Below are 23,003 nucleotides of genomic sequence, written 5' to 3'. Positions count from 1 at the left end.
GGGCGCCGGTGCGATCAGAATGCCATCTTCCATCAGGGTAATATTACTGCTGCGCTCGGCCGTGGCGCCGCGGATGCCGATATTGGGGCGCAGGCCCAGGCCTTCTTCTTCCCGCACATAGACGCCCGGGACGGTTTTCAGCACCTGGTTGATGTCGGTCTCAACCTCGGTTTTCAACTGCGCCTCACCAACGACGTAGCCTGACCCTGGCAAGGTCTGGGCTGCGGACGCATCGCCAATGATTTCCATGGGTTCAAGCATCTGGGGCTGATCATCGCCGACTGCCCAACTGGCGCCCGGGGCAAGGCTGACAGCCACGGCCAGTGATAAGCGGGAAGGTTTAAACATGTGGTTAATCTCCATTACCATTTGTTTTTCGAAATGTAAGTGACAATCATTACTATTACGTTGGGCGAAACTTTACGGTTCCGTAACTATAAAGTCAATAGTCAGTGCTTATGACGCAGGCAGGTGTCAGGTCAGGCGAAGAAATCCCCGGTCGGCCGGGGATTGAGAATAGGATCGGATCGGTCGGCCAGGCTCAGTGGGTCTCGCGGCCGATGGCGCGGTGGCCGATGTCCTTGCGATAAAACACGCCATCCCACCGGATCCGGGAGGCCAGCTCATACGCACGCTTCTGTGCTTCGGTGACGGTATTGCCCAGAGCCGTGGCACAGAGTACCCGCCCCCCGTTGGTGACCACCCGATCTCCATTGAGCCGGGTTCCGGCGTGGAAGACCTTCTCCCCGTCGGTGTCGGTGTCGGGCAGGCCGGAGATGACATCACCCTTGTGGTAGCTGCCCGGGTAGCCGCCGGCCGCCAGAACGATACCGACCGAGGCGCGGTCATCCCACTCGGAGTCGCACTGGTCCAGCTTGCCGTCCACGGCCGCCTGGCACAGCTCAACCATGTCAGACTTCATGCGCAGCATGATCGGCTGGGTTTCCGGATCGCCGAAGCGGCAGTTGAACTCGATTACCTTCGGCGCACCGTTGGCATCGATCATCAGGCCGGCGTACAGGAATCCCTTGTAGGGGTGACCTTCGGCGGCCATGCCGTTGACGGTGGGGTAGATCACCTCGTCCATGATGCGCTGGTGCACATCCGCAGTGACCACCGGGGCCGGAGAATAGGCACCCATGCCGCCGGTGTTGGGGCCGGTGTCGCCGTCGCCCACACGCTTGTGGTCCTGGGAGGTGGCCATGGCCAGCACGTTCTTGCCGTCGACCATCACGATGAACGAGGCTTCTTCGCCGTCCAGGAATTCTTCCACTACCACGCGGCTGCCGGCATCACCGAAGGCATTGCCTGCGAGCATATCGCGGATAGCGTCTTCGGCTTCTTCCAGGGTCATGGCGACAATCACGCCTTTACCGGCGGCCAGGCCATCGGCCTTGACTACGATCGGTGCACCTTTTTCACGCACGTAGGCGAGGGCTTCGTCTACATCGGTGAAGTTGGCGTAGTCGGCGGTCGGGATCTTCTGGCGGGCCAGGAAATCCTTGGTGAAGGCCTTGGAGCCTTCCAGCTGGGCTGCACCGGCGCTGGGGCCGAAGATGCGCAGGCCGCGAGCCTCGAACTTGTCCACCACGCCTGCCACCAGCGGGGCTTCCGGGCCAACGATGGTCAGGCCTACGTTGTTCTGCTCGGCGAAGTTGGCCAGGCCGTCCAGGTCCATCACGTCCAGGTCGACGTTCTCCAGGTTCGGTTCCCGGGCAGTACCGGCGTTACCCGGTGCCACAAAGACCTTGTCTGCCTGCGGAGACTGGGCTGCTTTCCACGCCAGGGCGTGTTCGCGCCCGCCACTGCCAATAACCAGAATGTTCATGTGCTGCTCCTGAATACGTTGATCAGTGACGGAAATGGCGCATGCCGGTGAAGACCATGGCAATGCCATGCTCGTTGGCGGCGTCGATCACTTCCTGGTCGCGCATGGAACCGCCCGGCTGGATGACTGCCGTAATACCGGCTTCAGCAGCGGCATCAATGCCGTCACGGAACGGGAAGAAAGCATCGGAGGCCATCACCGAACCCTTCACTTCCAGGTTTTCGTCGGCGGCTTTGATACCGGCAATCTTCGCACTGTAGACGCGGCTCATCTGGCCTGCGCCCACACCGATGGTGCGGCCCGCCTTGGCGTAGACGATGGCGTTGGATTTCACGTACTTGGCCACTTCCCAGGCGAACAGCAGGTCGTTCAGCTCCTGTTCGGTAGGCTGGCGCTCGGTGACGACTTTTACGTCTTCCATGGCCACCATACCGAGATCCCGGTCCTGCACCAGCAGGCCGCCGGTCACGCGCTTGTAGTCCATGGTCTGGGCGCGCTCGCCGCCGAATTCGCCGCAGGCCAGAAGGCGTACGTTCTTCTTGGCAGCAACAATCTCGACCGCTTCCGGCGCCACGCTCGGGGCAATAATGACTTCCACAAACTGGCGATCCACGATGGCCTTGGCAGTCGCGGCATCCAGTTCCCGGTTAAAGGCAATGATGCCGCCAAAGGCGGATGTCGGGTCGGTGGCGAAGGCCAGGTCGTAGGCTTGCAGGATGTCGGCACCGATGGCTACGCCACAGGGGTTGGCGTGCTTGACGATGACACAGGCCGGGTCGGCAAACGGCTTAACGCATTCCAAGGCGGCGTCGGTGTCGGCTACGTTGTTGTAGCTCAGTTCCTTGCCCTGCAGCTGTTTGGCGGTGGCCACGCAGGCTTCTTTCGGGTTGCGCTCGGCGTAGAAGGCGGCGCGCTGGTGCGGGTTCTCGCCGTAACGCATGTCCTGAACCTTCACGAACTGGGCGTTGAAGGTGCGGGGGAAGTCGGCGTTGTCGTTGTCCGGGGTACGGCCGCCCAGGTAGTTGGCGATGGCACCGTCGTAACCGGCGGTGTGCTCGAAGGCTTTTACTGCCAGGTCGAAGCGGGTGCTGTAGGTGAGCTGGCCGTCGTTGCTGTCCAGCTCTTTCAGAACCCGGCTGTAGTCGGAGGCGTTCACCACGATGGCGACATCGTTGTGGTTCTTGGCGGCGGCGCGAACCATGGTGGGGCCGCCGATGTCGATGTTCTCGATGGCAGTCGGCAGGTCACAGTCCGGGTTGGCCACGGTCTCTTCGAACGGATACAGGTTCACCACCACCATGTCGATGGGGTTGATGCCGTGTTCGCCCATGATGGCATCATCGGTGCCGCGACGGCCCAGAATGCCACCGTGAATCTTCGGGTGCAGGGTTTTTACCCGGCCATCCATCATCTCGGGAAAACCGGTGTAGTCGGACACTTCGGTGACCGGTACGTTGTTTTCCTTGAGCAGGCGGAAGGTACCGCCGGTGGACAGCAGCTCAACGCCGCGTTCAGTCAGGGCTCGGCCGAAATCGACGATGCCGGTTTTATCACTTACGCTGATCAGGGCGCGACGGACGGGGGTGTTTGCCTGGTTTGCCATGGTGACTGCCTTCCTTTGTCAGATTAAAGCAGACCGTACTGCTTGAGTTTCTTGCGCAGGGTGCCGCGGTTCAGGCCAAGCATGGTGGAGGCCTTGGTCTGGTTGTTGCGGGTGTACTTCATTACCTGCTCCAGCAGGGGTGCTTCAACTTCTGACAGTACCAGCTGGTACACGTCAGAAACCGGTGCGCCGTCCAGCTGCGTGAAGTAGTTTTTCAGGGCCACTTCCACGCTGTCACGCAGGGTGACACTGTTGCCGCTATTATTTACCGTGTGCAACTGATGGACATCATCGTTGGCCGGGGTGCCCAGGTTGTCGTTTGCCAAAGTCTCAGCGGTCATGCTGCGAATACCTCTCCATTTCGTAAGCCTGCAAAGTACTGTTCGATGCTGTCTTTCTGCTCCAGCGCATCTTCGATGCCGTTGAAGCGTGTTCGGAACTGTTTGTTCTCGTCGTGGGACTGCAGATACCAGCCCACATGCTTTCTGGCGATACGCACACCCATTTTCTCGCCGTAGAAGCTGTGCAGTTCGGCCAGGTGCTCCGACAGAATCTGCTCGACTTCATCCAGCGGTGGCTCAGCCAGGTGTGTGCCGGTTTCCAGGTAGTGCAGAATCTCCCGGAAGATCCATGGCCGGCCCTGTGCCCCACGGCCAATCAGCAGGCCGTCTGCGCCGGTGTGCGCGAGCACCTGCCGGGCTTTTTCCGGCGTGGTGATGTCGCCGTTGGCGAACACCGGAATACCCACGCTGGCTTTTACCGCGGCGATGGTGTCGTATTCGGCGTTTCCGTTGTATTTGTCTGCCCGGGTGCGGCCATGCACCGCCAGTGCCTGGATGCCGGCGTCTTCGGCCATGCGGGCGATCACCGGTGCGTTGCGGTTGTCCCGGTCCCAGCCGGTGCGCATTTTCAGGGTGACCGGTATATCCACGGCGGCCACAACGGCCTCGAGGATTTCCCGCACCAGTTTTTCATCTTTCATCAGGGCAGAGCCGGCGGCCTTGTTACAGACCTTCTTGGCCGGGCAGCCCATGTTGATGTCGATGATCTGGGCACCAAACTCGGCATTTTGCCGGGCGGCATCCGCCAGCATCTCAGGGTCGCCGCCGGCAATCTGCACCGAGCGGGGTTCCGGTTCACCCTGATGATTCAGGCGGGTGCGCGATTTGCGCGTATGCCAGAGCTTGCTGTCTGCTATGACCATTTCCGATACCGCCAAACCAGCTCCCATTCGGCGGCAAAGCTGCCGGAAAGGGCGATCCGTTACGCCGGCCATGGGCGCAACAATAAGCGGGTTGGGCAGGGTGTACGGCCCGATTTTTGCCGTTGGCAGCATGATCTGAGTCCGTGTCACAGCGGGTTAAGCAAGGTTCGGTGGAGCGGTTGGTTAATTTCTGACCGCTCCGGTCTCCGAAGGGCGGTAATGATACCGCCGGGGGCACATCGATTGAAGGGGCGAAAGCAGGAAAAAATTGATTATTTTTCGTGCTTTCTGGTTGACTTTTGCGCTGTCAACTGTGTGCCGGCATGGCGGTTGTCCGGCGCTGTCAGGGGGATGCCGGCCGGAAATCCAGATTGTAGTTAACCGCGTCGCGGCCCGGATCGCGAATGCTGATGGCGATGCGAACCGGTGTTTCTACCGGCATGGCACCCAGCCCGGTGGCTTCGCCGGCCAGGTATTCATCAGGGGAAAACACACTCTGTGCAACCACGTCGCCGTTAAGGTTCGAGAAGGTCAGGGCGATGGCCGGGAACGGCTGTTCAAAGCCTGCCCGGTTGAGGATAACCGCATCGACGATCAGCTGGGTACGGTTTTCCGGATCGGTGCGTACCACCAGCTTCCGGCTCTGGATGGCGTCAACATCCACCAGGGGCTTGAGCTGGCAGCCGGCAAGTTCACAGCCTTTCTCGTAGAACGGGCGCAACTGGGGGATGGCAGACAGCCGGTCAAACTGGAACCAGGTAACCTGGGCCACCAGAACGCCAATCAGCACCAGTACCACCAGTGTCCAAAGGGCTGTGCGCAGGCCGCCACGGCCACCTCCCACGGATACCGGGTCTCGGCGCAGGTCCTGGTAAAGGTTGTCCGGCTGGAACGGTTTGGCGGGGCGGCTGGTGACAGGATCGCCCACCCGGTCGTCATCGGCGGTCAGCGGCGGTTCATGATCGGCGTGGGGTTGTGCCGGAGCAGGGTCCGGCGTGAACTCCGGTTCGGCTTCAACAGGTGTCAGAGACAGTGCCTCCGGCTCCTGCAGGGGCTCGGATTCGGGCTTTGGAGCCGGTTTGGCAGGGGAGGGCTTTACTGGCTCGGGTTCCCGTTCAGGTTCGGGTTCCGTTTCGGGCTTGCCTTCCTGCCCGGGCTCCACCTCTTCAAGCATGGCTTCTGCCCAGCTTTCGTCTACCTGATGGTTGTCGTGATCGTCTGAGTCGTCCCGGAAGCCGGGGGCATCGGGTTCATCCACATCCCGGAAGCTGTCGCTGAGCTCGTCCTCATCGAATGTGAGCTTGCTGCCGGCGTAGCGGCCTTCAGTGGCGTCTTCTTCGGGGTTGTCGGCAAACACAAACTCGTCTTCGCCAAAACCGACATCCGCGGGTTCTTGCGGCTTTTCCTCGGGGGGCGTCGCAATCGTCCCGCTTTCAGTCACCCGGTGTTCCAGGGCGTTGAACACGTTCATGCAGCTGCCGCAACGGACCTTGCCCCCGGCTACGCCGAGCTGTTCGTCGGTTACCCGGAAACGGGTTTCGCATTGGGGGCACTGGGTCTGCAGGCTGCTCTGGGTCATGCTTCGGTCCTGAAAGCGGGATCGCTAGGTCATTGCATTTTGGTCAGTACGAGTCAGGCAGTTTAGTCATAAACGCCTGGGCCGTCATCTGTCCCTGCGCCGTCCTGTGAGGCGTATCCAGTCTTCTTTCTGTTCCGGCTCGTCCATGATGAACCAGGGTTCGTAGGCATCCATCACTTCCCGGGCCTGGTTGAACAGAATGCCGGACAGTACCAGGTGGCCACCGGGCCTGGTCAGCTCTGCCAGCCTCGGCGCCAGACCAATCAGCGGCTGGGCCAGGATGTTGGACAGCATTACGTCCGCCTGGGTGTCGGGATCCTGTCCGGGCAGGTAGAGGTCCAGGCGGTTGTCTTCCACGCCGTTACGACGGGCGTTGTCGCGGCTGGCTTCCAGGGCCTGCGGGTCTGTATCCACGCCAATCACATGGTCCGCACCCAGCAGCAGGGCAGCCAGGCCCAGGATGCCGGAGCCGCAGCCGTAGTCGGTTACCTGTTTACCGGCAACATCCTGGCCGTCGAGCCATTCCAGGCACAGGGCGGTGGTGGGGTGGGTGCCGGTGCCGAAGGCCAGGCCAGGGTCCAGCAACAGGTTGGCGGCGTCCGGGTCCGGGGCTTCGTGCCAGCTGGGCACAATCCACAGGCGTTCACCGAACTGCAGCGGGTGGAAGTCGTCCATCCAGGCCCGCTCCCAGTCCTTGTCTTCCACCAGTGTCACTTCAATCTCGGCCAGGGACTGCTGGGTTTGCTGGTGCCAGGCGTCGCGGATATCCGCTAACAGCTGTTCGATGTTGCGATCAGACTGGAACAGGCCGGTAACGGTGGTCTGGCTCCAGAGGGGAGTGGTGCCCGGATCGGGCTCGTACAGGGGCTGGTCGGCTGCGTCTTCCATGGAAACGGCGTCTGCGCCCATTTCCATTAACAGATCTTCCAGCTGATCCGCGGTGTCCGGATCAGCTGGAATCTGGAGTTGTATCCAGGGCATGGTTAATCCCGCATCAGTTTCTCGAGGTAGTGGATGGTGAAGTCTACCTGTTTAAAGCCACCATCGCGTACCAGTTTTCGATGCAGGGGTTGATTGGTCTTGATGCCCTCGACCAGCATTTCGTCCAGCGCGTTCTTCATGCGCCGGCGGGCGATTTCCCGGTCGTCGCCCCAGGTGATCAGCTTGGCCACCAGGGAATCGTAGTACGGCGGTACGGTGTAGCCGCTGTACAGGTGCGAATCCACACGGATGCCGTTGCCGCCGGGAGCGTGGAAGTGCTTCACCTTGCCCGGGCTGGGCACAAAGGTTTGCGGGTCTTCGGCATTGACCCGGCACTCGATGGCGTGGCCGGAAATATGGATTTCGTCCTGGCTGTACTGCAGCGGCAGGCCGCTGGCAATGCGCAGCTGCTCACGCACGATATCCACGCCGGTGACCATCTCGGAAACCGGATGCTCAACCTGTACCCGGGTGTTCATTTCAATGAAATAGAACTCGCCGTCCTGGTACAGGAACTCGAAGGTGCCGGCGCCCACGTAACCGATTTCCTTACAGGCATCCACGCAGGCCTTGAGGGTGCGCTCCCGGGATTCCGGGTTGATGTTCGGAGCCGGTGCTTCCTCGATCACCTTCTGGTTGCGGCGCTGCATGGAGCAGTCCCGGTCGCCCAGGTGAATCACGTTACCGTGCATATCCGCCAGTACCTGGACTTCCACGTGGCGTGGAGTTTCCAGGAACTTCTCCAGATAGACGGTGGGATCGCCGAAGGCGTTCTTGGCTTCGGTTTGGGTAATCTGCACCGCTTTCAGCAGGGCGGCTTCAGAGTGCACCACCTGCATGCCGCGACCACCGCCGCCGGAAGCGGCCTTGATCATCACCGGGTAGCCGATCTGCTTCGCCAACTTGAGGGTACGCTCGTCGTCGTCCGTCAGCGGGCCGTCGGAGCCGGGTACGGTCGGAACGCCTGCCTTTTTCATGGCTTCGATGGCGGAGACCTTGTTACCCATCAGGCGAATGGTTTCCGCCCGGGGGCCGATGAAGCGGAAGCCGCTTTTCTCGACCTGCTCGGCAAAGTCGGCGTTCTCCGCCAAAAAGCCGTAGCCCGGGTGGATGCCCACGGAATCGGTCACCTCAGCAGCGCTGATGATGGTGGGAATGTTCAGGTAGCTTTCTGTGGGGCTGTTCGGGCCAATGCAGACAGATTCGTCTGCAAGGCGCACGTGCATCAGGTCGCGGTCGACCTGCGAGTGCACGGCAACCGTCTTGATGCCCAGCTCCTTGCACGCGCGGAGAATGCGCAGGGCAATTTCACCGCGGTTTGCGATCAGAACTTTTTCTAACATGGCCATGGTTAGCAATCACCGAATTCAGGAAATGACGACCAGGGGCTGGTCAAACTCAACCGGCTGGCCATTTTCGACCAGGATTTCGGTAATGGTACCGGCCTTGTCGGCTTCGATCTGGTTCATCATCTTCATGGCTTCAACGATGCAAATCACGTCGCCAGCATTCACGGTCTGGCCCACTTCAACGAATGCAGCAGCCGTGGGTGAGGGTGAACGATAGAAGGTGCCAACCATCGGAGACTTCACGGTATGGCCTCTCGGTGCAGCCGGGGCAGCAGCTTCTTCAGCCGGTGCTGCTTCAGCCGCGGGCGCCGGTGCCTGGGGCGCCTGCGGTGCGGCGTAGTGGCTTACATAATGGCCACCGGCAGCTGCCTGCTCGCGACGGCGGGAAATGCGTACCGAGTCGTCGCCTTCGTGAATCTCCAGCTCTTCGACATCAGACTCTTCGAGCAGCTCGATCAGTTTCTTGATTTTGCGAATATCCATAACTGTTTCAGTCCCGTTTTACTGGTCTATCGGTGAATTCGTTGCAGGGCAGCCTGCAGTGCCAGGTCATAGCCCTGGCTGCCCAGCCCGCAGATAACGCCTACGGCGATATCCGAAAAGTACGAGTGATGGCGGAAAGGCTCCCGCGCATGCACGTTGGAAAGATGCACTTCAATAAACGGAATGCCGGATGCCAGCATGGCATCACGCAGCGCGACGCTGGTGTGGGTGAAGGCGGCCGGATTGATAATGATGAAATCCACGCCTTCGGCCCGGGCTTCGTGCACCCGCTCGATCAGCTCATATTCCGCGTTCGATTGCAGGTGCAGGAGGTGATGGCCTTTGTCTGCCGCTTTCTCGCGCAACCGGTCATCGATATCGGCCAGGGTCTCATAGCCATACACCTCGGGCTCACGGGTACCGAGCATGTTGAGGTTGGGGCCATGGAGCACAAGTATGGTCGACATGGTAATTTTGCCTTGGTGTTATTTGAACAGGATCGCCGAAGATAACGGCACGTTACCTGAATGGTGCGTGCTTGTTAGCCTCGGATCAACACTTTTTGACAATCTTCGTGCTGCCGGATTGATCCTGCAAAAAGCTTACACAGCAATGACCGGCGGTGCGATGACATTTCGTTGATGGGCCCAATTGTCGGCCAAGGAAGACGGGGCGGGTATTCGACATTGGTTTCATGGGCCGGGCAGGGCGCCCGGCCCGGAAGTTCAGAGGCTGGAGCGATTCTCCAGCCTGGAGGGAGGGCTCAGGAGGCCAGGCTGATCTGGTTGCGGCCGTGTTCTTTCGAGCGATACAGGGCCTTGTCGGCCCGTTCGCACAGTGTCTGGGCACTGTCGCCCTGCCAGTCGGCAACGCCGCAGCTGAACGACACCCGGAACTCCTGTTCGCCGGCCTGCTGCTGCAGCTCGGAGAAGCGCTGGCGGATTTCGTCGAGCACGTTCTGCGCATCCCGGGCGGAGGTGTTGGGCAGAATCACCGCAAACTCCTCACCGCCGTAGCGGCCGATGTGGTCGGTTTTGCGCAGGCGCTGTTTCAGGAACATGGACAGGCTGCGCAGTATGCGGTCGCCGATGGGGTGGCCGTAGGTGTCGTTGACCTTCTTGAACTCGTCAATATCGATCATGGCAAAGGCCAGCGGCTGGTCTTTTTGTCTCGCCCTGACAATTTCCTGTTCCAGCAGGTACAGGGTGTGGGTGTGGTTGTACAGGCCGGTCAGGCTGTCGCGAATCATCAGTGCCAGCAGCGAACGGGCCCGGCGACCCCGGTTGTGGATGGTCGCCACCAGGTGTTTGGGGTCGATCGGCTTGGTCAGGAAGTCGTCGCCGCCCAGGCTCATGGCCTGCAGCTGCTTGTTCACGTCTTCCTCTGCCGACAGGTAGATAATCGGTACGCTGTGGAATTTGTCCTGCTGGCGGATAACCCGGGCGATCTCGGTGCCGGTGCAACCGGGCATGTACATGTCGAGGATGATGATTTCCGGAGAGAACTCGTCCAGGGCGTTGATGATCTGCATCGGGTCGGTGATGACGTAGGCGTTCATGCCGGCCCGCTTGAGCACCGTCTCCATGAATTTCGCCTGGGCCCGGGAGTCGTCCAGTACCAGCACCTTGTAGGGCTCGTTGGAATTGCCGTTGCAGTAGGTTTCGATTTTCTCGATCAGCTGGCCCGGGTCTACGGCCGGGTAAAAGAATTCCTCTCCGCCGCAGCGTGAAGCCCGCAACCGGGTTTCAATGGTGCCGTCGTCTTCGCTGACGAAGATAATCGGGATGGGGGTCTCGTGCCGGGCCTGTAACTGCTCTACGGTGCTGATACCCGCCAGGGCGGATCCGCCGAAGTTCACATCCATCAGGATGGTTTCCGGCTTGCTCTGGTTGCAGGCCTCGACCAGCTCCCGGGCAGTGCCGAAGGCAGCGGCCCGGAACCCGAAAAATTCCAGCTGGCGGATCAGCCGGTTGGCGGTTTCACTGTTGTCCAGGGCAATGTAGACCGGGGTGCGCCGGTATTGCTGCGGTGCCTGGCCCGTGGCCTGGTCGGAGCGGCGCTGGGTGCTCTGGCACAGGCTGCCGGTGGCTTCCTGTAATTGCGCAGCCAGGTTGTCATCCAGGGCTGAGCCCGGCGCCCAGCTTGCCAGCAGTTGCAGGATGCGCTTGCCGGCAACGGCGTGGTCATTCATCTCGAAGCGCAGGGCGTAGCGCACCAGTTTGTCGGTGTCTGCGGCAAACAGCTCGCGGAGGCTTTCGGCCTGGCCCGGGTTCTCGCTGATCTTCTGCCAGGTATCCAGTACCACCCGAGCCTGGGTGGTTACACGGCGGGCGAAGTGTTGCCTGAGTTTTTCTTTCTGGCTCTCGTCGTTCATGGGGCTCCGGCCTGTGTCCTTTTTATGAAGATGCACCCGATCCGCAGGGGTAACTTTCTAACCTTAGTCGGTTTTCAGAGTCTATAGTGTTTAATGTTGTCGGCGTAGATTGCACACTGTAAATGTTTGTCAACTCTGCGGCACCGGTCACGGGCCGCTGATCACGGGAATCGTTCAGGCCAGCATGGCCGGGGCCGGGATATCATGGCAAGGAAGCACACAAACACGTTCGCAGCCCAGCAGGGTGAAATCTCCCTGAGCAGCCTGCTGACCCTGTTCACCAGCGGTTTGTTGGTGATCATTCTTGCCGCAGCGTTTATCACCAGTTTCGGGCACTTCCGGGACTACGTGGCGGACCAGCTCACAGACCACGCCCTTGACGGAGCGACCGCTACCGGGCTTTCCCTCTCCAACGCGATTGACGGCTCAGACCCTGTGGCCTCGGCGTCCCTGGTGGATGCGGTTTTTGACAGCGGCCGTTACCTGTCGGTGGAATACATCGGCCATGACGGCCAGGAGATTGCGGGCCGGCGTATGGCGCTGAAGGGTGCGGCCGCCCCCGGCTGGTTTATTCGCCTGGCGGAGCTGCCGTTGCCGCAAGCGGAGGCGGAAGTGGTACGGGGCTGGTCGCGCCTGGGCAAGGTCAGGGTGGTCAGTCATCCGGGCCGCGCCTACGACGACCTGTGGCGCATATCCCTGGGCTTGCTGGTTAGCGTGCTGGTGATCGGCGGTGCGGGCCTGGTGGCCCTGTTTCTGTTGGTGCGCCGGTTACTGCGGCCGCTGTCGGCGCTGGAGCAGCAGGCCCGGGCCTGGGGCCGGCGGGATTTCCGGAACCGGGTGCGCACCCGCTCCACCCGTGAGCTGAACCGCGTAACCGAAGCCATGAACCAGATGGCGGACGACCTGGAGCGTTTGTTTGTCGGTCAGGGCCGGCTTATCCAGCATTTGCGCAAAGTGAACAGTGAAGACCCGGTAACCGGGCTGGCCAGCCGCAGTTCCTTTGATCAGCGCCTGAAAGCGGAAATCATGTCGGAAGAAAAGTCGGCTCCCGGTGTGTTGGCCATGATCCGCCTGGCGGGCTTTGCCGATTACAACATGGCCTATGGCCGTGAAGAGGGCGACCAGTTGCTGCGCCAGGTGGCCGGAAGCCTGGCCGGATTTACTGCCCGCCACCCGCAATCCTTTGCCGGCCGGCGCACCGGCGCGGAGTTTGTGGTGTTTCTGCCAGGAGCGCCGGCAGCCGACGCCCGGAACTGGCTTGAGCGGTTAATCCAGGAGCTGGACGGTATCTATTGCGACCTGGCCTCGCCCATGGACACGGCCGTACACGGAGGGCTGGCGGTGGCTTTGCCCGGGGCCGGGGTTCGTGACCTGCTGGCGGCGGCGGATGAAGGCTTGCGGGCGGCCCAGGAGAAATGCGAGTCCGGTTGCTGCCTGGAGCAGGCCGGGGCGGACAGCCATCTCACCATGGAATCCTGGCGCGACCTGCTGGCCGGCGCCATTGAATCCGGGAGCCTGTCATTGTCGCTGCAGCCAATGGTGACCTGTGAAGACGGTGCCCTGGCCCATTACCAGGCGTTTTCGCGCATTCCCGCGCCGGAGGGCGACATCAAGGCCGGGGTGTTTCTGCCCGTGGCCGAACGCCTGGGCCTGATTGCCGGCATTGACCGGTTGTTGCTGGCCCGGGTGCTGGCGATGCTGGAACAGACGCCGGACCAAACCCTGGCCATATCGCTGGGGGTCTCCTCCGTTGGTGATGACCGCTTCTGTGAAGACCTGCTGGAAGCGCTGGCCCGGGCCGGGAACCGGGTGGCCAGGCTGTGGGTAGGCATTCCCGAACTGGCCCTGAACCATCATCGCAAAAAGGCTGGCTGGCTGGTTCGGGCGCTGGTGAAAATTGGTGTTCCGGTGATGGTGGATCGTTTCGGCGTCGGCGGGGTGCCGTTCAGCTATCTGAGAAATCTGCCTTTCCGGGGCATTCGTATCGACAACAGTTTTATCCACGACCTGGACAGCCACAGCGAGAACCGGTTCTGGGTGGAGTCGGTGATCGGCATTGCGCACAGCCGCGGCGTGCGGGTGTTCGCCACCGGAGTGGAAACCGAAGCGGAATACTCGGTAGTCTGTAAGCTGGGTATTGATGGCGCCATGGGATACCATCTGGGCAGGCCCTTCGGGGCAGACGAATAAGCAACGGGAGAACGGGAGACTTATGTCGGGCAAGATCAGACAGTACTTCAGGGACAAAAAGGAAGACGTACAGGATTACACCGGAGGCAGTGGTGTAATCGGTAAATTTGTACTGGCGGTGCTGGTGGTATACCTGCTGGTTACGATTGTGCTCGGCATGTACTGGAGCAGCGAGCCGGATACCTTCTCTGTGCGTGACCATACCCGAACCCTGGCCAACACCATGGAGCGGGAGCCGGTAACCGGGTTTGCCACCACCGCCACCATGATCCGGATTGCCGAAACCCTGCTGGACAAGCCGGGCGGATACATCTCCAACGATATCTTCCCTCCGGGCTTGTGGCTGGACAATATGCCGAACTGGGAGTACGGCGCGCTGGTGCAGCTGCGGGACCTGTCCCGGGCCATGCGTAAAGACATCAGCCGTTCCCAGAGCCAGTCGGCGGAAGACCCGGACCTGACCATTGCCGAGCCCCAGTTGCACTTCGACAGCGAAAGCTGGGCGATTCCTTCCACCGAGGCTGAGTACCGTCGCGGTATCAATGCCCTCAAGCGCTACCTGAACCGGTTGTCGGACCCCGCCCAGGCCGATGCCCAGTTCTTTGCCCGCGCGGACAACCTGGGTAACTGGCTGGCAGACCTGGAAACCCGTCTGGGCAGCCTGTCCCGCACCCTGAGCGAGAGTGTGGGCAAGGCCTCGGTGTCCGATGCGGTTGCCAACCTTGATCCGGACGATCCGCTGTCTGAAGACATCGGCGGCGAGGATGTGAAAACCGACTGGACCAGGATTGACGATGTGTTCTACGAAGCCCGCGGCAGTGCCTGGGCCCTGCTGCACATCTTCCGGGCCATTGAAGTGGACTTCCGCAAGGTGATTGTGGACAAGAACGCCATGGCCAGTGTGAAGCAGATCATTATCGAGCTGGAAGGTACCCAGGAATCCATGTGGAGCCCGGTGATCCTTAATGGCAGTGGCTTCGGCCTGCTGGCTAACCACTCCCTGACCATGGCCGCTTACCTGTCGCGGGCCAATGCGGCAATCAGTGACATGCGGGATCTGTTGTCACGGGGATAACAACGGATATGCGTTACCCGGGAGGGTAGCGCAGACACAAAAAAACCGGGGAGCTGTTAGGGCTGCCCGGTTTTTTTGTGCCTGATGCGTGATCAGCCTTTGTAGGCGTTCACGGCATCAACAATGGCTTGCTTGGCAGCGGCGGCGTTGTCCCAGCCCTGCACCTTTACCCACTTGCCCGGCTCGAGAGTCTTGTAGTTCTCGAAGAAGTGACGGATCTGGTCGCGCAGCAGCTCGGGCAGGTCGTCGATTTCTTTAACGTCGTGGTAAGTGGTGGTCAGCTTGTCGTGGGGAACCGCAACCAGCTTGGCGTCGCCACCGGCTTCGTCTTCCATGTTCAGTACACCCACCGGACGGCAGCGAATAACGGAACCTGCCTGGATCGGGTACGGGGTTACTACCAGCACGTCCAGCGGGTCGCCGTCGTCAGCCAGGGTGTGCGGGATGAAACCGTAGTTGGCCGGGTAGAACATGGGGGTAGCCATGAAACGGTCAACCAGCAGGGCGCCCATGTCTTTGTCCAGTTCGTACTTGACCGGGGAGCTGTTAGCCGGGATTTCGATGGCTACGTAGATGTCTTCCGGCGGGTTCTTGCCAGCGGGGATGTTGTCGAATTGCATGTGCGATCCTTCCTGCTACGTTAGTGTTCGTTTAACTGCGGTGGAAAATTGGGCGCAATTATACGGAAGTCTCCTGCCATTCGAAACTAAACCTTGGTCACAGCCGGATCTGTTTGGCAATCAGCTCCTTCATGATTTCCGTGGTGCCGCCGCCGATCGACAGGATTTTGGCATCCCGGTACAGGCGCTCCACCACCGATTCCCGCATGAAGCCCATGCCGCCGAACAGCTGCACCGCCTCGCGGGTGACTTTTTCGCACACGTCCACAGAGAAATTCTTGGCCATGGCTACCTGCTTGATCGGGTTTTTACCGGCCTGCATCAGCGCCGCGCAGCGGTAGGTGTATTCCCGGGCGATGTCGATCTGCGTCGCCATGTCCACCAGCTTGTGGCGGGTGACCTGGAAGCCGGCGATGTTGCGGCCGAAGGCCTGACGTTGTTTGGTGTAATCCAGGGCCGCCTCGTAGGCCAGTTGGGCGGTCATGTAGGCCATGACGGACAGGCTCAGGCGTTCGGCCAGGAAATTGCTCATAATGGCGATAAAACCGGCGTTTTCGGCGCCGATCAGGCGGTCGGCCGGCACCCGGCAGTCTTCGAAGAAGAGTTCGGCGGTGTCGCTGGCCCACCAGCCCATTTTCCGGAGTTTCTTGGCGGTGGAGAACCCCGGGGTGTCGCGGTCGATCAGCAGCAGGCTGATGCCGGCGTGGCCTTCGCCGCCGGTGCGCACAGCCACGGTGTAGTGGTCGGCACGGGTGCCGCTGGTGATGAAGGTTTTGCTGCCGTTGACGAAGTAATGGTCGCCGTCTTTTACAGCTCGGGTTTTCAGGTTGGCGACGTCAGAGCCGCCGCCGGGTTCGGTGACCGCCAGGGCGGCAATTTTTTCGCCCCGGAGCACCGGCGGTACGATCTGATCGCGTATCTCTTCCCTCGCCCACTTGGCCACCGGTGGCAGGCCGATATCCAGGGAACCGATGCTGGCGACAAAACCGCCGGAGGTGGAGCGCATCAGCTCTTCGGACACGGCTACTTTCATGAAGATATCGCCTTCACCAACGCCACCAAGCGCTTCCGGGAAGCCAATGCCCAGCAGCCCTGCGTCGCCTGCCTTCTGGTAGATTTCACGGGGGAATTCACCGGCCTCTTCCCAGTCGTCGATATGGGGCAGTACGTGGGTTTCGATAAATTTACGGGCGGTCAGACGAACCTGTTCGTGGGTTTCGTTGAAGTAGTCAGACACAATCGGGCTTCCTGCGTTCTTGTTGGCGTTGTCCGGAGTGTCTCTTAAATTTCTGCACCAAGCAAGCGCTTGGTTTGTGCGTATGGGCCAGAAAAAGCCGGCGCTGCTGGCCGGCTTGGTTGGTTGCTGCTTCTGGCTCAGGCACCGGGGCGGGCAATGCTCTTCACGCCTTCGCTGGTGCCCAGCAGCAGCAAGTCCGCCGGGCGCCGCGCGAACAGGCCGTTGGTAACCACGCCGACAATGTTGTTGAGCCGCTCTTCCACCTGGATCGGGCGGGAGATGTCCATGTTGTGGATGTCGATGATGATGTTGCCGTTGTCAGTGACAAAACCGTCCCGGTAAACCGGGTCGCCACCGAGTTTGACGATTTCCCGGCCCACATGGCTGCGAGCCATGGGAATGACTTCCACTGGCAGCGGGAATTCGCCCAGAATGCCCACCATCTTCGATTCGTCGGCAATACAGATAAACATCTTGGCGACGGCAGCCACAATCTTTTCTCGGGTCAGGGCGCCGCCGCCGCCCTTGATCAGTTCCAGGCGCTCGTTGGTTTCGTCGGCACCGTCGACATAGAACTCGATTTCGTTAACGGCGTTCAGGTCATACACCGGAATGCCGTGTTTTTTCAGGCGTTCGGCGGTGGCTTCGGAGCTCGCTACGGCGCCGTCGAAATCGTTTTTGTACTCGGCCAGGTAATCGATGAAAAAGTTGGCCGTACTGCCGGTGCCGACGCCTACGATGCTTTTCGGCTCCAGGTGCGGGGCAATGTGGTCTGTGGCAGCTTTGGCAACGGCTTGTTTCAGTTCGTCCTGGGTCATGGCGGAGCTCCGGGGGATTGTCGGGTTGAATTCGCTTCTCATTATACGCTCGCAGTGTCTGTGCTTATAGACGGCTGCCGTGCAAAGTTTCTAAACTGTAGGTTTTTCCCAGCCACTCACCAGCAACCGGAACCATCATGCCGCAACGCTACATCAAGAAGATTCTCGATGCGCGGGTTTACGACATCGCCATCGAAACACCGCTGACTGAAGCCCGCAGCCTGTCCAAGCGCTTTGGCAACAATATTATGCTCAAGCGTGAAGACCTTCAGCCGGTGTTCTCCTTCAAGATTCGTGGCGCATACAACCGGATTGCCCAGCTCTCGGAAGAGCAGAAAGCCAAGGGCGTGATCTGTGCCTCCGCCGGTAACCATGCCCAGGGCGTGGCGTTGTCGGCCAGGCAACTGGGAATCAAGGCCGTGATCGTGATGCCCCAGACCACGCCTGACATCAAAGTGAAGTCAGTGCGGGACCGGGGCGCCCGGGTAGTACTCAAAGGCGACGCCTTCGACGAAGCTGCCGCCCATGCCCAGGAGCTGATCAAAAAACACGGCTACACCTACATCCCGCCCTACGACGACCCGGACGTTATTGCCGGGCAGGGCACCGTAGCCATGGAAATGATGTGGCAATTTTCCCAGCCCATGCACGCGGTATTCATCCCCGTGGGCGGCGGCGGCCTGATCGCCGGCATGGCGGCGTACATCAAATACCTGCGCCCGGACATCAAAGTGATCGGCGTGGAACCGGAAGACTCCAACTGCCTGCAAGCCGCCATGGCGGCCGGTGAGCGGGTGATCCTGGACGAAGTAGGTATCTTTGCAGACGGTGTGGCGGTTAAACAGATCGGGGAAGAACCCTGGAATATCTGTAAAGACGCCGTCGATGAAGTCATCACGGTTTCGACAGACGAAATCTGCGCCGCCATCAAAGACGTATTCGAAGACACCCGCTCCATCGCAGAACCGGCAGGGGCACTGTCGGTGGCCGGAATGAAAAAATACATCGAGCGGGAGCAGCTTGAAGGCGAAAACCTGGCTGGCGTGCTCAGCGGCGCCAACATGAACTTTGACCGCTTGCGCTACATCTCCGAACGCACCGAAATCGGCGAAAAACGCGAAGCCATCCTGGCCGTCACCATCCCGGAAAAACCGGGCGCGTTCAAAACCTTCATCAACGCCCTGCACAAACGCAGCATCACTGAATTCAACTACCGCTTCGCCGATGCCAGCGAAGCCGTCATCTTCGTCGGCATCCAGATCCAGGCCGGCGGCCTGGGCCGCGAAGAACTGGTCCAGGAACTGCGCGAAACCGGCTACTCCGTCATCGACCTCACCGACAGCGACCTGGCCAAGCAACACATCCGCCACATGGTCGGCGGCCACGCCCCGTCGGTCAGCAACGAAGTGATCTACCAGTTCGAATTCCCCGAACGCCCGGGCGCTTTGCTGAAATTCCTCATGTCCCTCGGTACCCGCTGGAACATCTCCCTGTTCCACTACCGCAACCACGGCGCAGCCTACAGCCGCGTTTTGCTGGGTGCCCAGGTTAACGAAGCGGAAATTCCGGATTTCGAGAAAATGCTGGAGAAAGTGGGCTTCCGCTACGAAAACATGACCGATAACGAGGCCTACCGGTTGTTTCTGGGTGCGGGTAACGGAAATCAGAAGTAGACCCGGTCAGAAGCAGAAGCAGAAGCAGAAGCAGAAGTAGAAGCAGAAGCAGAAGTAGAGGCAGTTGTGGGGCACCTTTCCGGGAATTTCGAAGGCCATGGATGGCCGGAGAGAAGCGCACATGGATGTGCTCGTAGCGGTTCCCGGAAAGGTGCCCCACAACTGATTCGGCCGTCTTGCTCCGGTGCAGGTCGCCCGGTTTCGGCCGGCATACCCTTACGTAATCGTAATCCGTCAAAAATTGTAAAATCGAAGTTACGTGTTAGTCTTTCGTCTAATTCTCCAAGTCGAGAATAGCCACCTGATTTTCCAGCCAATTAGAACCAAGAAAAACGGGACCACGTGAAATGAGAGGCAAGCCAGACATCATCCGCACCATCGTACTGATCTTTGCGGTCGGCCTTGTCATTACCGGGTTTACGTCACTTCAGGCTTCAGAAGACAAACGCTCTGCCAGAGACGTTCCTGGGACCAGCTTCGTACAGCCAGCCAGTCAGGGCTTGAACCGGTAACGACGCTTATCCGTTACCACCCCGTGTAACGGCACATCCCACGGCTCGATGGGCAACTCCCTTACCTTCTGGAAATCATGGGCCAGGCCAATCAGCTTGGGCGCCATGCCCGGGCGAATACGGCTGAAGGCGAACGTACGGTCGTAAAAACCGCCGCCCATGCCCAGCCGGCCCCCGTTTTCATCAAAACCTACCAGCGGAAACAGCACAGCATCCAGTGCCCAGGCCGGCCTGCGCCTTGAGCGCGGGAACGGCGGTTCGGGAATGCCGAAGCGGTTAGCGCTAAGCCGGATGCCGTCGAAATAAGGGCTGAATACCAGCTTGCCCGGGTAGACCGGGTGCAGGATCGGCAGGTAAAAGTGAATCCCTTTGCGACGAGCCAGGTCAATGTACAGGTGCGGGTCGATCTCGCCGTCGTTGGCCAGGTAGATGCCGATGTGCCGGGCGCGGTGCAGGTCCGGATGTTTCAGAAGGTTCAGAGCCAGCTGTTCAGAGGCTTGCTGCTGTTGCTCAAAACTCAGGGACCGGCGCTTGCGGCGCAAATGCTTGCGAAGTTCGGTGCGGGACAGGGTGTCCAAAATAAAGCTTCCCGGGCTGCCGTTATCGGATGTAGCCCTTGAACCCAAAGTTCAAGGTCGGTGGCCGCTGTGACATATCAGGCTTTCCCCCGTGGGGGACATGCTCACAATGCCCTGAAGTAGCCACCTGGGTAGTGCGCATCGGCTCGAGGACGTACCCGACCAGCAAACAGCCCAGGAAGTTGAATCCATTATACGGGCAGAGCCGGGGCCGATTGCAACCCCATTCCGGAAAGTTTCCGGAATCAGTTGCCGGAACTGCCCCCGAGGGCTTCGTCCAGGCGGTTGTCCATGGCTTTCAGGAGGCTGCTGGTGGCGTCAGGCATGGTGTCACGCTCCAGCAGTTCGTGAGTAATATTCAGGGCAGCCATGACGGCAATGCGCTCGGTGCCGAACACTTTGCCGCTGGCCCGGATTTCCCGCATTTTGCTGTCCAGGTGCCGGGCTGCGCGCAGCAGGGCCTCCTGCTCTTCCAGCGGGCAGGCCACCAGGTATTCCTTGTCGAGAATCCGGACTTCAACGGTGGTTGACTGCTGTGACATCAGTGGTGCTCCAGCGCTCTCAGGCGGCCGATCATGGCTTCAATCTTGTTTTTGGCAAGATCGTTCTTGTGCATCAACTGGGCCCGTTCCCGGTTCCAGTCGTCCTGCAGCTCGCGCAGCAGGGCGTTATCCTTCTCGAGCTTCTTGCAGCGTTCAATCAGTGTGTCCAGCTTGTCCGCTAATGCCTGTACTTCGGACTGTTCCATGACGTGCCCAATATGAGTAATTTGGATGTCGGTAACTATAAGTGCCCGCACCATAACGGTCAATTTACCGCATTGTCATGGCGCCGGCGCCGTGAAGCCTGTCACTTTCAGTGGCAGGTCAGCTGCCGCCGGATCCGGCAAATCCCAGCTTGCGGCTCTTTTGCCAGCTGCGCAAGGCCGGGAGTAACGAAACCACGAATGCCGCCACCGGTACCGAGCCCAGCAGGAGCCATTCTGCCCGGTTCAGGCCACGAAGTCCGACCTGTATGCCGTACTGCTCCAGCAGCCAGGGGCCCAAGCCGGCAATGGCGCCGGCGCCCAGCAGCAGCGCCAGGGCACAGGCCGCCAGGGCCAGTACCACACACTCAAAGCTGTACAGCGAGGCAATCAGGATGGGCGGGGCACCGGTAGCCCGTAACACGGCCACTTCCTGCTGGCGCTGGGCCTGAATGGTCAGCAGCACCGCAATCAGGCCGGTCAGGCTGGTAATGACCACAAACGCGCTGATGCCCAGCAAGGCTTTCTCAAACTGGCCCATCATGCGCCACAGTTCGCTCAGGGCAACGCCCGGCAGAATGGCGGACAAGGGCTCCTCGCGATACTGGTTCAGCTCCCGTTGCAGCTGGAAGGTGAGTATCGGCTTGTCCAGCCCGATAAACGCTGCGGTAATGGCGTCTGGCTCGAAGGAGCGGGTCTTTGCCTTCTCTTCTGTCAGGGTTCGGCCGGGCAGGGCAATGCCGGATTCCCAGCCCACGTGGATGGCTTCCATGGCTTCCAGGCTGATGTAAACCGCCTGGTCTACCGGTGTGCCGGTAGGCGCCAGAATGCCGGACACTGTGAATGGCAGGTCCGTATGGTTGGCAAAACTGGTGCGTCCACCCCCGTGGGACAGCACAACGCTGTCGCCAGTCTGGTGGTTGAGCTGGCGGGCCACGCCGGCGCCCAGCACCACGTCGAACAGATCAGTGAACCAGTGGCCGGCTGCCAGTTCCAGGGGCTGGTCATTGCCATATCGGAAGCGCTCGATGAACTGTGCGTTAGTGCTTACTACCCGGTAGCCCCGGTAGCTGTCGCCCAGTGAGACCGGAACCACCCAGTCTATACGCTTGTCCTGTGCCAGTTTCTGGTAAGTGGACCAGCGGATGTTGTTGGTGGCATCGCCAATATGGAAGACCGAATACAGCAGCAGGTTCAGCTGGCCGCTGCGGGCGCCAACAATCAGGTCTGTTCCGCTGATGGTGCTGGTAAATGACTGCCGGACTTCAGTGCGCAGATACTGGATTCCGAGCAGTAGCGTGACGCTCAGGGTAAGGGTGAGGCAAACCAGTGCCAGTACCTTGCGCCGGTACCACAGGCTGGCGGTTGCCAGGGAGAGTGCCAGTCGAACCTTGCTCACGGCGTACCTCCCAGAGCCAGTTGATGGTGGAAGTGGCTGGCCAGGCTTCTGTCGTGGCTGACAAACACCACCGAGCATTGCCGTTCCCTGGCCAGCGTCAGCAGCAGATCCAGGAAGCGGTCGCGGTTGTCGGTGTCCAGGGCGGAGGTTGGCTCGTCGGCCAGAATGATTTCCGGGGCGCCGATCAGCGCCCGCGCGGCGGCCACTCGCTGCTGCTGGCCGATGGACAGATTGGTAACCCCGTGGTGCCAGTGGTTCTCGGGGATGCCAAGTTCCGTCAGCAGTTCGCTGGCAGCGGCATCCGGGTGCCGGTCTGCACGGGCCCGGCGCAGCGCCGATAACCGGCAGGGCAGGGTCACATTGGCCAGCGCACTCAGGTAAGGCACCAGGTTGAACTGCTGGAAGATGACGCCCATATGGTCAGCCCGGAAGCGATCCCGGGCGCCGGCCCTCATGGCACTGGTTTGCTGCCCCAGCAGGCTGACCGAACCGGTTTGCGGCGTCTGCATCCCGGCCAGCAGGCCCAGCAACGTGCTTTTGCCGGTGCCACTGGGCCCGTGCAGAAACAGGTGTTCGCCTGCGGCCAGGGACATGTCAGGAAAAACGAGCGGCTGTTCCCGGCCTGGCCAGCGAAACATCAGGTCTCGGGTCTCTATGGCCGGGCAGGCCGATCTGGCGGGTGCTGTACTGCTGTTCATATCGGTCTGGTCGGTTGCGTTGTATGATGTGGGCCGTGTTGTGAATCACCCCGATTG

24 protein-coding genes and 1 other RNA gene are annotated in these 23,003 nt (G+C 60.5%); 5 read left to right on the top strand and 20 right to left on the bottom strand.

Going from position 1 to position 23,003, the window contains the following annotated elements:
* The 10 genes from AC13DJ_RS08225 to aroQ form a co-directional block, all read right to left on the bottom strand.
* The coding region (locus AC13DJ_RS08225; RefSeq protein ID WP_482933618.1) for a TonB-dependent receptor plug domain-containing protein at positions 1–348 on the bottom strand (348 nt) is incomplete at its 3' end.
* Positions 349–541: 193 nt separating this feature from the next.
* Positions 542–1,828: a phosphoribosylamine--glycine ligase gene (gene purD, locus AC13DJ_RS08220; protein ID WP_289101600.1), complete on the bottom strand. Its 1,287-nt coding sequence runs from the start codon at positions 1,826–1,828 to the stop codon at positions 542–544.
* 22 nt (positions 1,829–1,850) lie between these two features.
* Positions 1,851–3,431, bottom strand: a complete 1,581-nt coding sequence (gene purH, locus AC13DJ_RS08215) for a bifunctional phosphoribosylaminoimidazolecarboxamide formyltransferase/IMP cyclohydrolase (protein ID WP_473801934.1) — start codon at positions 3,429–3,431, stop codon at positions 1,851–1,853.
* A 23-nt stretch (positions 3,432–3,454) separates the two neighbouring features.
* Positions 3,455–3,772, bottom strand: coding sequence for a DNA-binding transcriptional regulator Fis (gene fis / locus AC13DJ_RS08210; protein ID WP_022988371.1), 318 nt, complete (start codon positions 3,770–3,772; stop codon positions 3,455–3,457).
* Positions 3,769–4,767 (bottom strand): tRNA dihydrouridine synthase DusB, encoded by a 999-nt coding sequence (gene dusB, locus AC13DJ_RS08205; protein ID WP_022988370.1) that lies wholly within the window; start codon positions 4,765–4,767, stop codon positions 3,769–3,771. The genes fis and dusB overlap by 4 nt, the downstream gene beginning before the upstream one ends.
* Positions 4,768–4,978: 211 nt before the next feature.
* On the bottom strand, positions 4,979–6,214 hold the full coding sequence (locus AC13DJ_RS08200) for a DUF3426 domain-containing protein (RefSeq protein WP_482933617.1): 1,236 nt from the start codon (positions 6,212–6,214) through the stop codon (positions 4,979–4,981).
* A gap of 84 nt (positions 6,215–6,298) precedes the next feature.
* The gene (prmA, locus tag AC13DJ_RS08195; RefSeq protein ID WP_482933616.1) at positions 6,299–7,195 is read right to left on the bottom strand and encodes a 50S ribosomal protein L11 methyltransferase; all 897 of its coding nucleotides are present in this window, start codon (positions 7,193–7,195) and stop codon (positions 6,299–6,301) included.
* A 2-nt stretch (positions 7,196–7,197) separates the two neighbouring features.
* Positions 7,198–8,544, bottom strand: coding sequence for an acetyl-CoA carboxylase biotin carboxylase subunit (accC, locus tag AC13DJ_RS08190; RefSeq protein ID WP_482933615.1), 1,347 nt, complete (start codon positions 8,542–8,544; stop codon positions 7,198–7,200).
* An 18-nt stretch (positions 8,545–8,562) separates the two neighbouring features.
* Positions 8,563–9,027 carry an acetyl-CoA carboxylase biotin carboxyl carrier protein gene (accB, locus tag AC13DJ_RS08185; RefSeq protein WP_482933614.1) on the bottom strand — a complete coding sequence of 155 codons (465 nt, stop codon included), beginning with the start codon at positions 9,025–9,027 and terminating at the stop codon, positions 8,563–8,565.
* Between the two features lie 26 nt (positions 9,028–9,053).
* Positions 9,054–9,494, bottom strand: coding sequence for a type II 3-dehydroquinate dehydratase (aroQ, locus tag AC13DJ_RS08180; protein ID WP_022988365.1), 441 nt, complete (start codon positions 9,492–9,494; stop codon positions 9,054–9,056).
* On the opposite strand from aroQ, the gene AC13DJ_RS08175 reads away from it, so the two are divergent.
* Positions 9,484–9,669, top strand: a complete 186-nt coding sequence (locus AC13DJ_RS08175; protein WP_473801931.1) for a hypothetical protein — start codon at positions 9,484–9,486, stop codon at positions 9,667–9,669. The genes aroQ and AC13DJ_RS08175 overlap by 11 nt on opposite strands.
* Before the next feature lie 121 nt (positions 9,670–9,790).
* Here the strand turns inward: AC13DJ_RS08175 and AC13DJ_RS08170 are convergent, their stop codons facing one another.
* Positions 9,791–11,401 carry a GGDEF domain-containing response regulator gene (locus AC13DJ_RS08170; RefSeq protein ID WP_482933613.1) on the bottom strand — a complete coding sequence of 537 codons (1,611 nt, stop codon included), beginning with the start codon at positions 11,399–11,401 and terminating at the stop codon, positions 9,791–9,793.
* A 204-nt stretch (positions 11,402–11,605) separates the two neighbouring features.
* Between AC13DJ_RS08170 and AC13DJ_RS08165 the strand changes: the two genes are divergently transcribed.
* Together AC13DJ_RS08165 and AC13DJ_RS08160 are read left to right on the top strand one after the other, a co-directional pair.
* Positions 11,606–13,591 carry a bifunctional diguanylate cyclase/phosphodiesterase gene (locus AC13DJ_RS08165; RefSeq protein WP_482933612.1) on the top strand — a complete coding sequence of 662 codons (1,986 nt, stop codon included), beginning with the start codon at positions 11,606–11,608 and terminating at the stop codon, positions 13,589–13,591.
* Positions 13,592–13,613: 22 nt separating this feature from the next.
* A complete protein-coding gene (locus AC13DJ_RS08160) occupies positions 13,614–14,666 on the top strand; it encodes a DUF2333 family protein (protein ID WP_022988361.1) in 1,053 nt (350 codons plus the stop codon).
* A gap of 92 nt (positions 14,667–14,758) precedes the next feature.
* On the opposite strand, the gene ppa is transcribed toward AC13DJ_RS08160, so the two are convergent.
* The 3 genes from ppa to rpiA all read right to left on the bottom strand — a co-directional run bounded on the left by ppa (position 14,759) and on the right by rpiA (position 17,341).
* A complete protein-coding gene (gene ppa / locus AC13DJ_RS08155; RefSeq protein ID WP_022988360.1) occupies positions 14,759–15,286 on the bottom strand; it encodes an inorganic diphosphatase in 528 nt (175 codons plus the stop codon).
* A gap of 97 nt (positions 15,287–15,383) precedes the next feature.
* The gene (locus tag AC13DJ_RS08150) at positions 15,384–16,523 is read right to left on the bottom strand and encodes an acyl-CoA dehydrogenase family protein (protein ID WP_482933611.1); all 1,140 of its coding nucleotides are present in this window, start codon (positions 16,521–16,523) and stop codon (positions 15,384–15,386) included.
* Positions 16,524–16,660: 137 nt separating this feature from the next.
* Positions 16,661–17,341 carry a ribose-5-phosphate isomerase RpiA gene (gene rpiA, locus AC13DJ_RS08145; protein WP_482933610.1) on the bottom strand — a complete coding sequence of 227 codons (681 nt, stop codon included), beginning with the start codon at positions 17,339–17,341 and terminating at the stop codon, positions 16,661–16,663.
* A gap of 137 nt (positions 17,342–17,478) precedes the next feature.
* Here rpiA and ilvA point away from each other — a divergent pair, with 137 nt between their 5' ends.
* On the top strand, positions 17,479–19,014 hold the full coding sequence (gene ilvA, locus AC13DJ_RS08140) for a threonine ammonia-lyase, biosynthetic (RefSeq protein ID WP_482933609.1): 1,536 nt from the start codon (positions 17,479–17,481) through the stop codon (positions 19,012–19,014).
* Positions 19,015–19,361: 347 nt separating this feature from the next.
* Positions 19,362–19,526, top strand: coding sequence for a hypothetical protein (locus AC13DJ_RS08135; RefSeq protein ID WP_482933608.1), 165 nt, complete (start codon positions 19,362–19,364; stop codon positions 19,524–19,526).
* On the opposite strand, the gene AC13DJ_RS08130 is transcribed toward AC13DJ_RS08135, so the two are convergent.
* The 6 genes from AC13DJ_RS08130 to AC13DJ_RS08105 form a co-directional block, all read right to left on the bottom strand.
* Complete coding sequence (locus AC13DJ_RS08130) at positions 19,508–20,104, bottom strand: 5-formyltetrahydrofolate cyclo-ligase (protein WP_206768900.1); 597 nt, start codon at positions 20,102–20,104, stop codon at positions 19,508–19,510. The two genes, AC13DJ_RS08135 and AC13DJ_RS08130, sit on opposite strands and share 19 nt — an antisense overlap.
* A 4-nt stretch (positions 20,105–20,108) precedes the next feature.
* Positions 20,109–20,288, bottom strand: a non-coding RNA gene (gene ssrS / locus AC13DJ_RS08125) — 6S RNA.
* A 61-nt stretch (positions 20,289–20,349) separates the two neighbouring features.
* The gene (locus tag AC13DJ_RS08120) at positions 20,350–20,646 is read right to left on the bottom strand and encodes a cell division protein ZapA (RefSeq protein ID WP_482933607.1); all 297 of its coding nucleotides are present in this window, start codon (positions 20,644–20,646) and stop codon (positions 20,350–20,352) included.
* Entirely contained in the window at positions 20,646–20,852 is a 207-nt protein-coding gene (locus tag AC13DJ_RS08115) for a TIGR02449 family protein (protein WP_022988352.1), read from the bottom strand. The genes AC13DJ_RS08120 and AC13DJ_RS08115 overlap by 1 nt, the downstream gene beginning before the upstream one ends.
* 118 nt (positions 20,853–20,970) lie before the next feature.
* On the bottom strand, positions 20,971–22,248 hold the full coding sequence (locus tag AC13DJ_RS08110; protein WP_482933606.1) for an ABC transporter permease: 1,278 nt from the start codon (positions 22,246–22,248) through the stop codon (positions 20,971–20,973).
* A complete protein-coding gene (locus AC13DJ_RS08105) occupies positions 22,245–22,946 on the bottom strand; it encodes an ABC transporter ATP-binding protein (protein WP_482933605.1) in 702 nt (233 codons plus the stop codon). The genes AC13DJ_RS08110 and AC13DJ_RS08105 overlap by 4 nt, the downstream gene beginning before the upstream one ends.
* Between the last annotated feature and the right edge of the window lie 57 nt (positions 22,947–23,003).

The organism is Marinobacter sp. L-46 (assembly GCF_056859535.1).
Note: the sequence above shows the minus strand (reverse complement) of the source record. Positions and strands in the feature narration are given on the sequence as shown.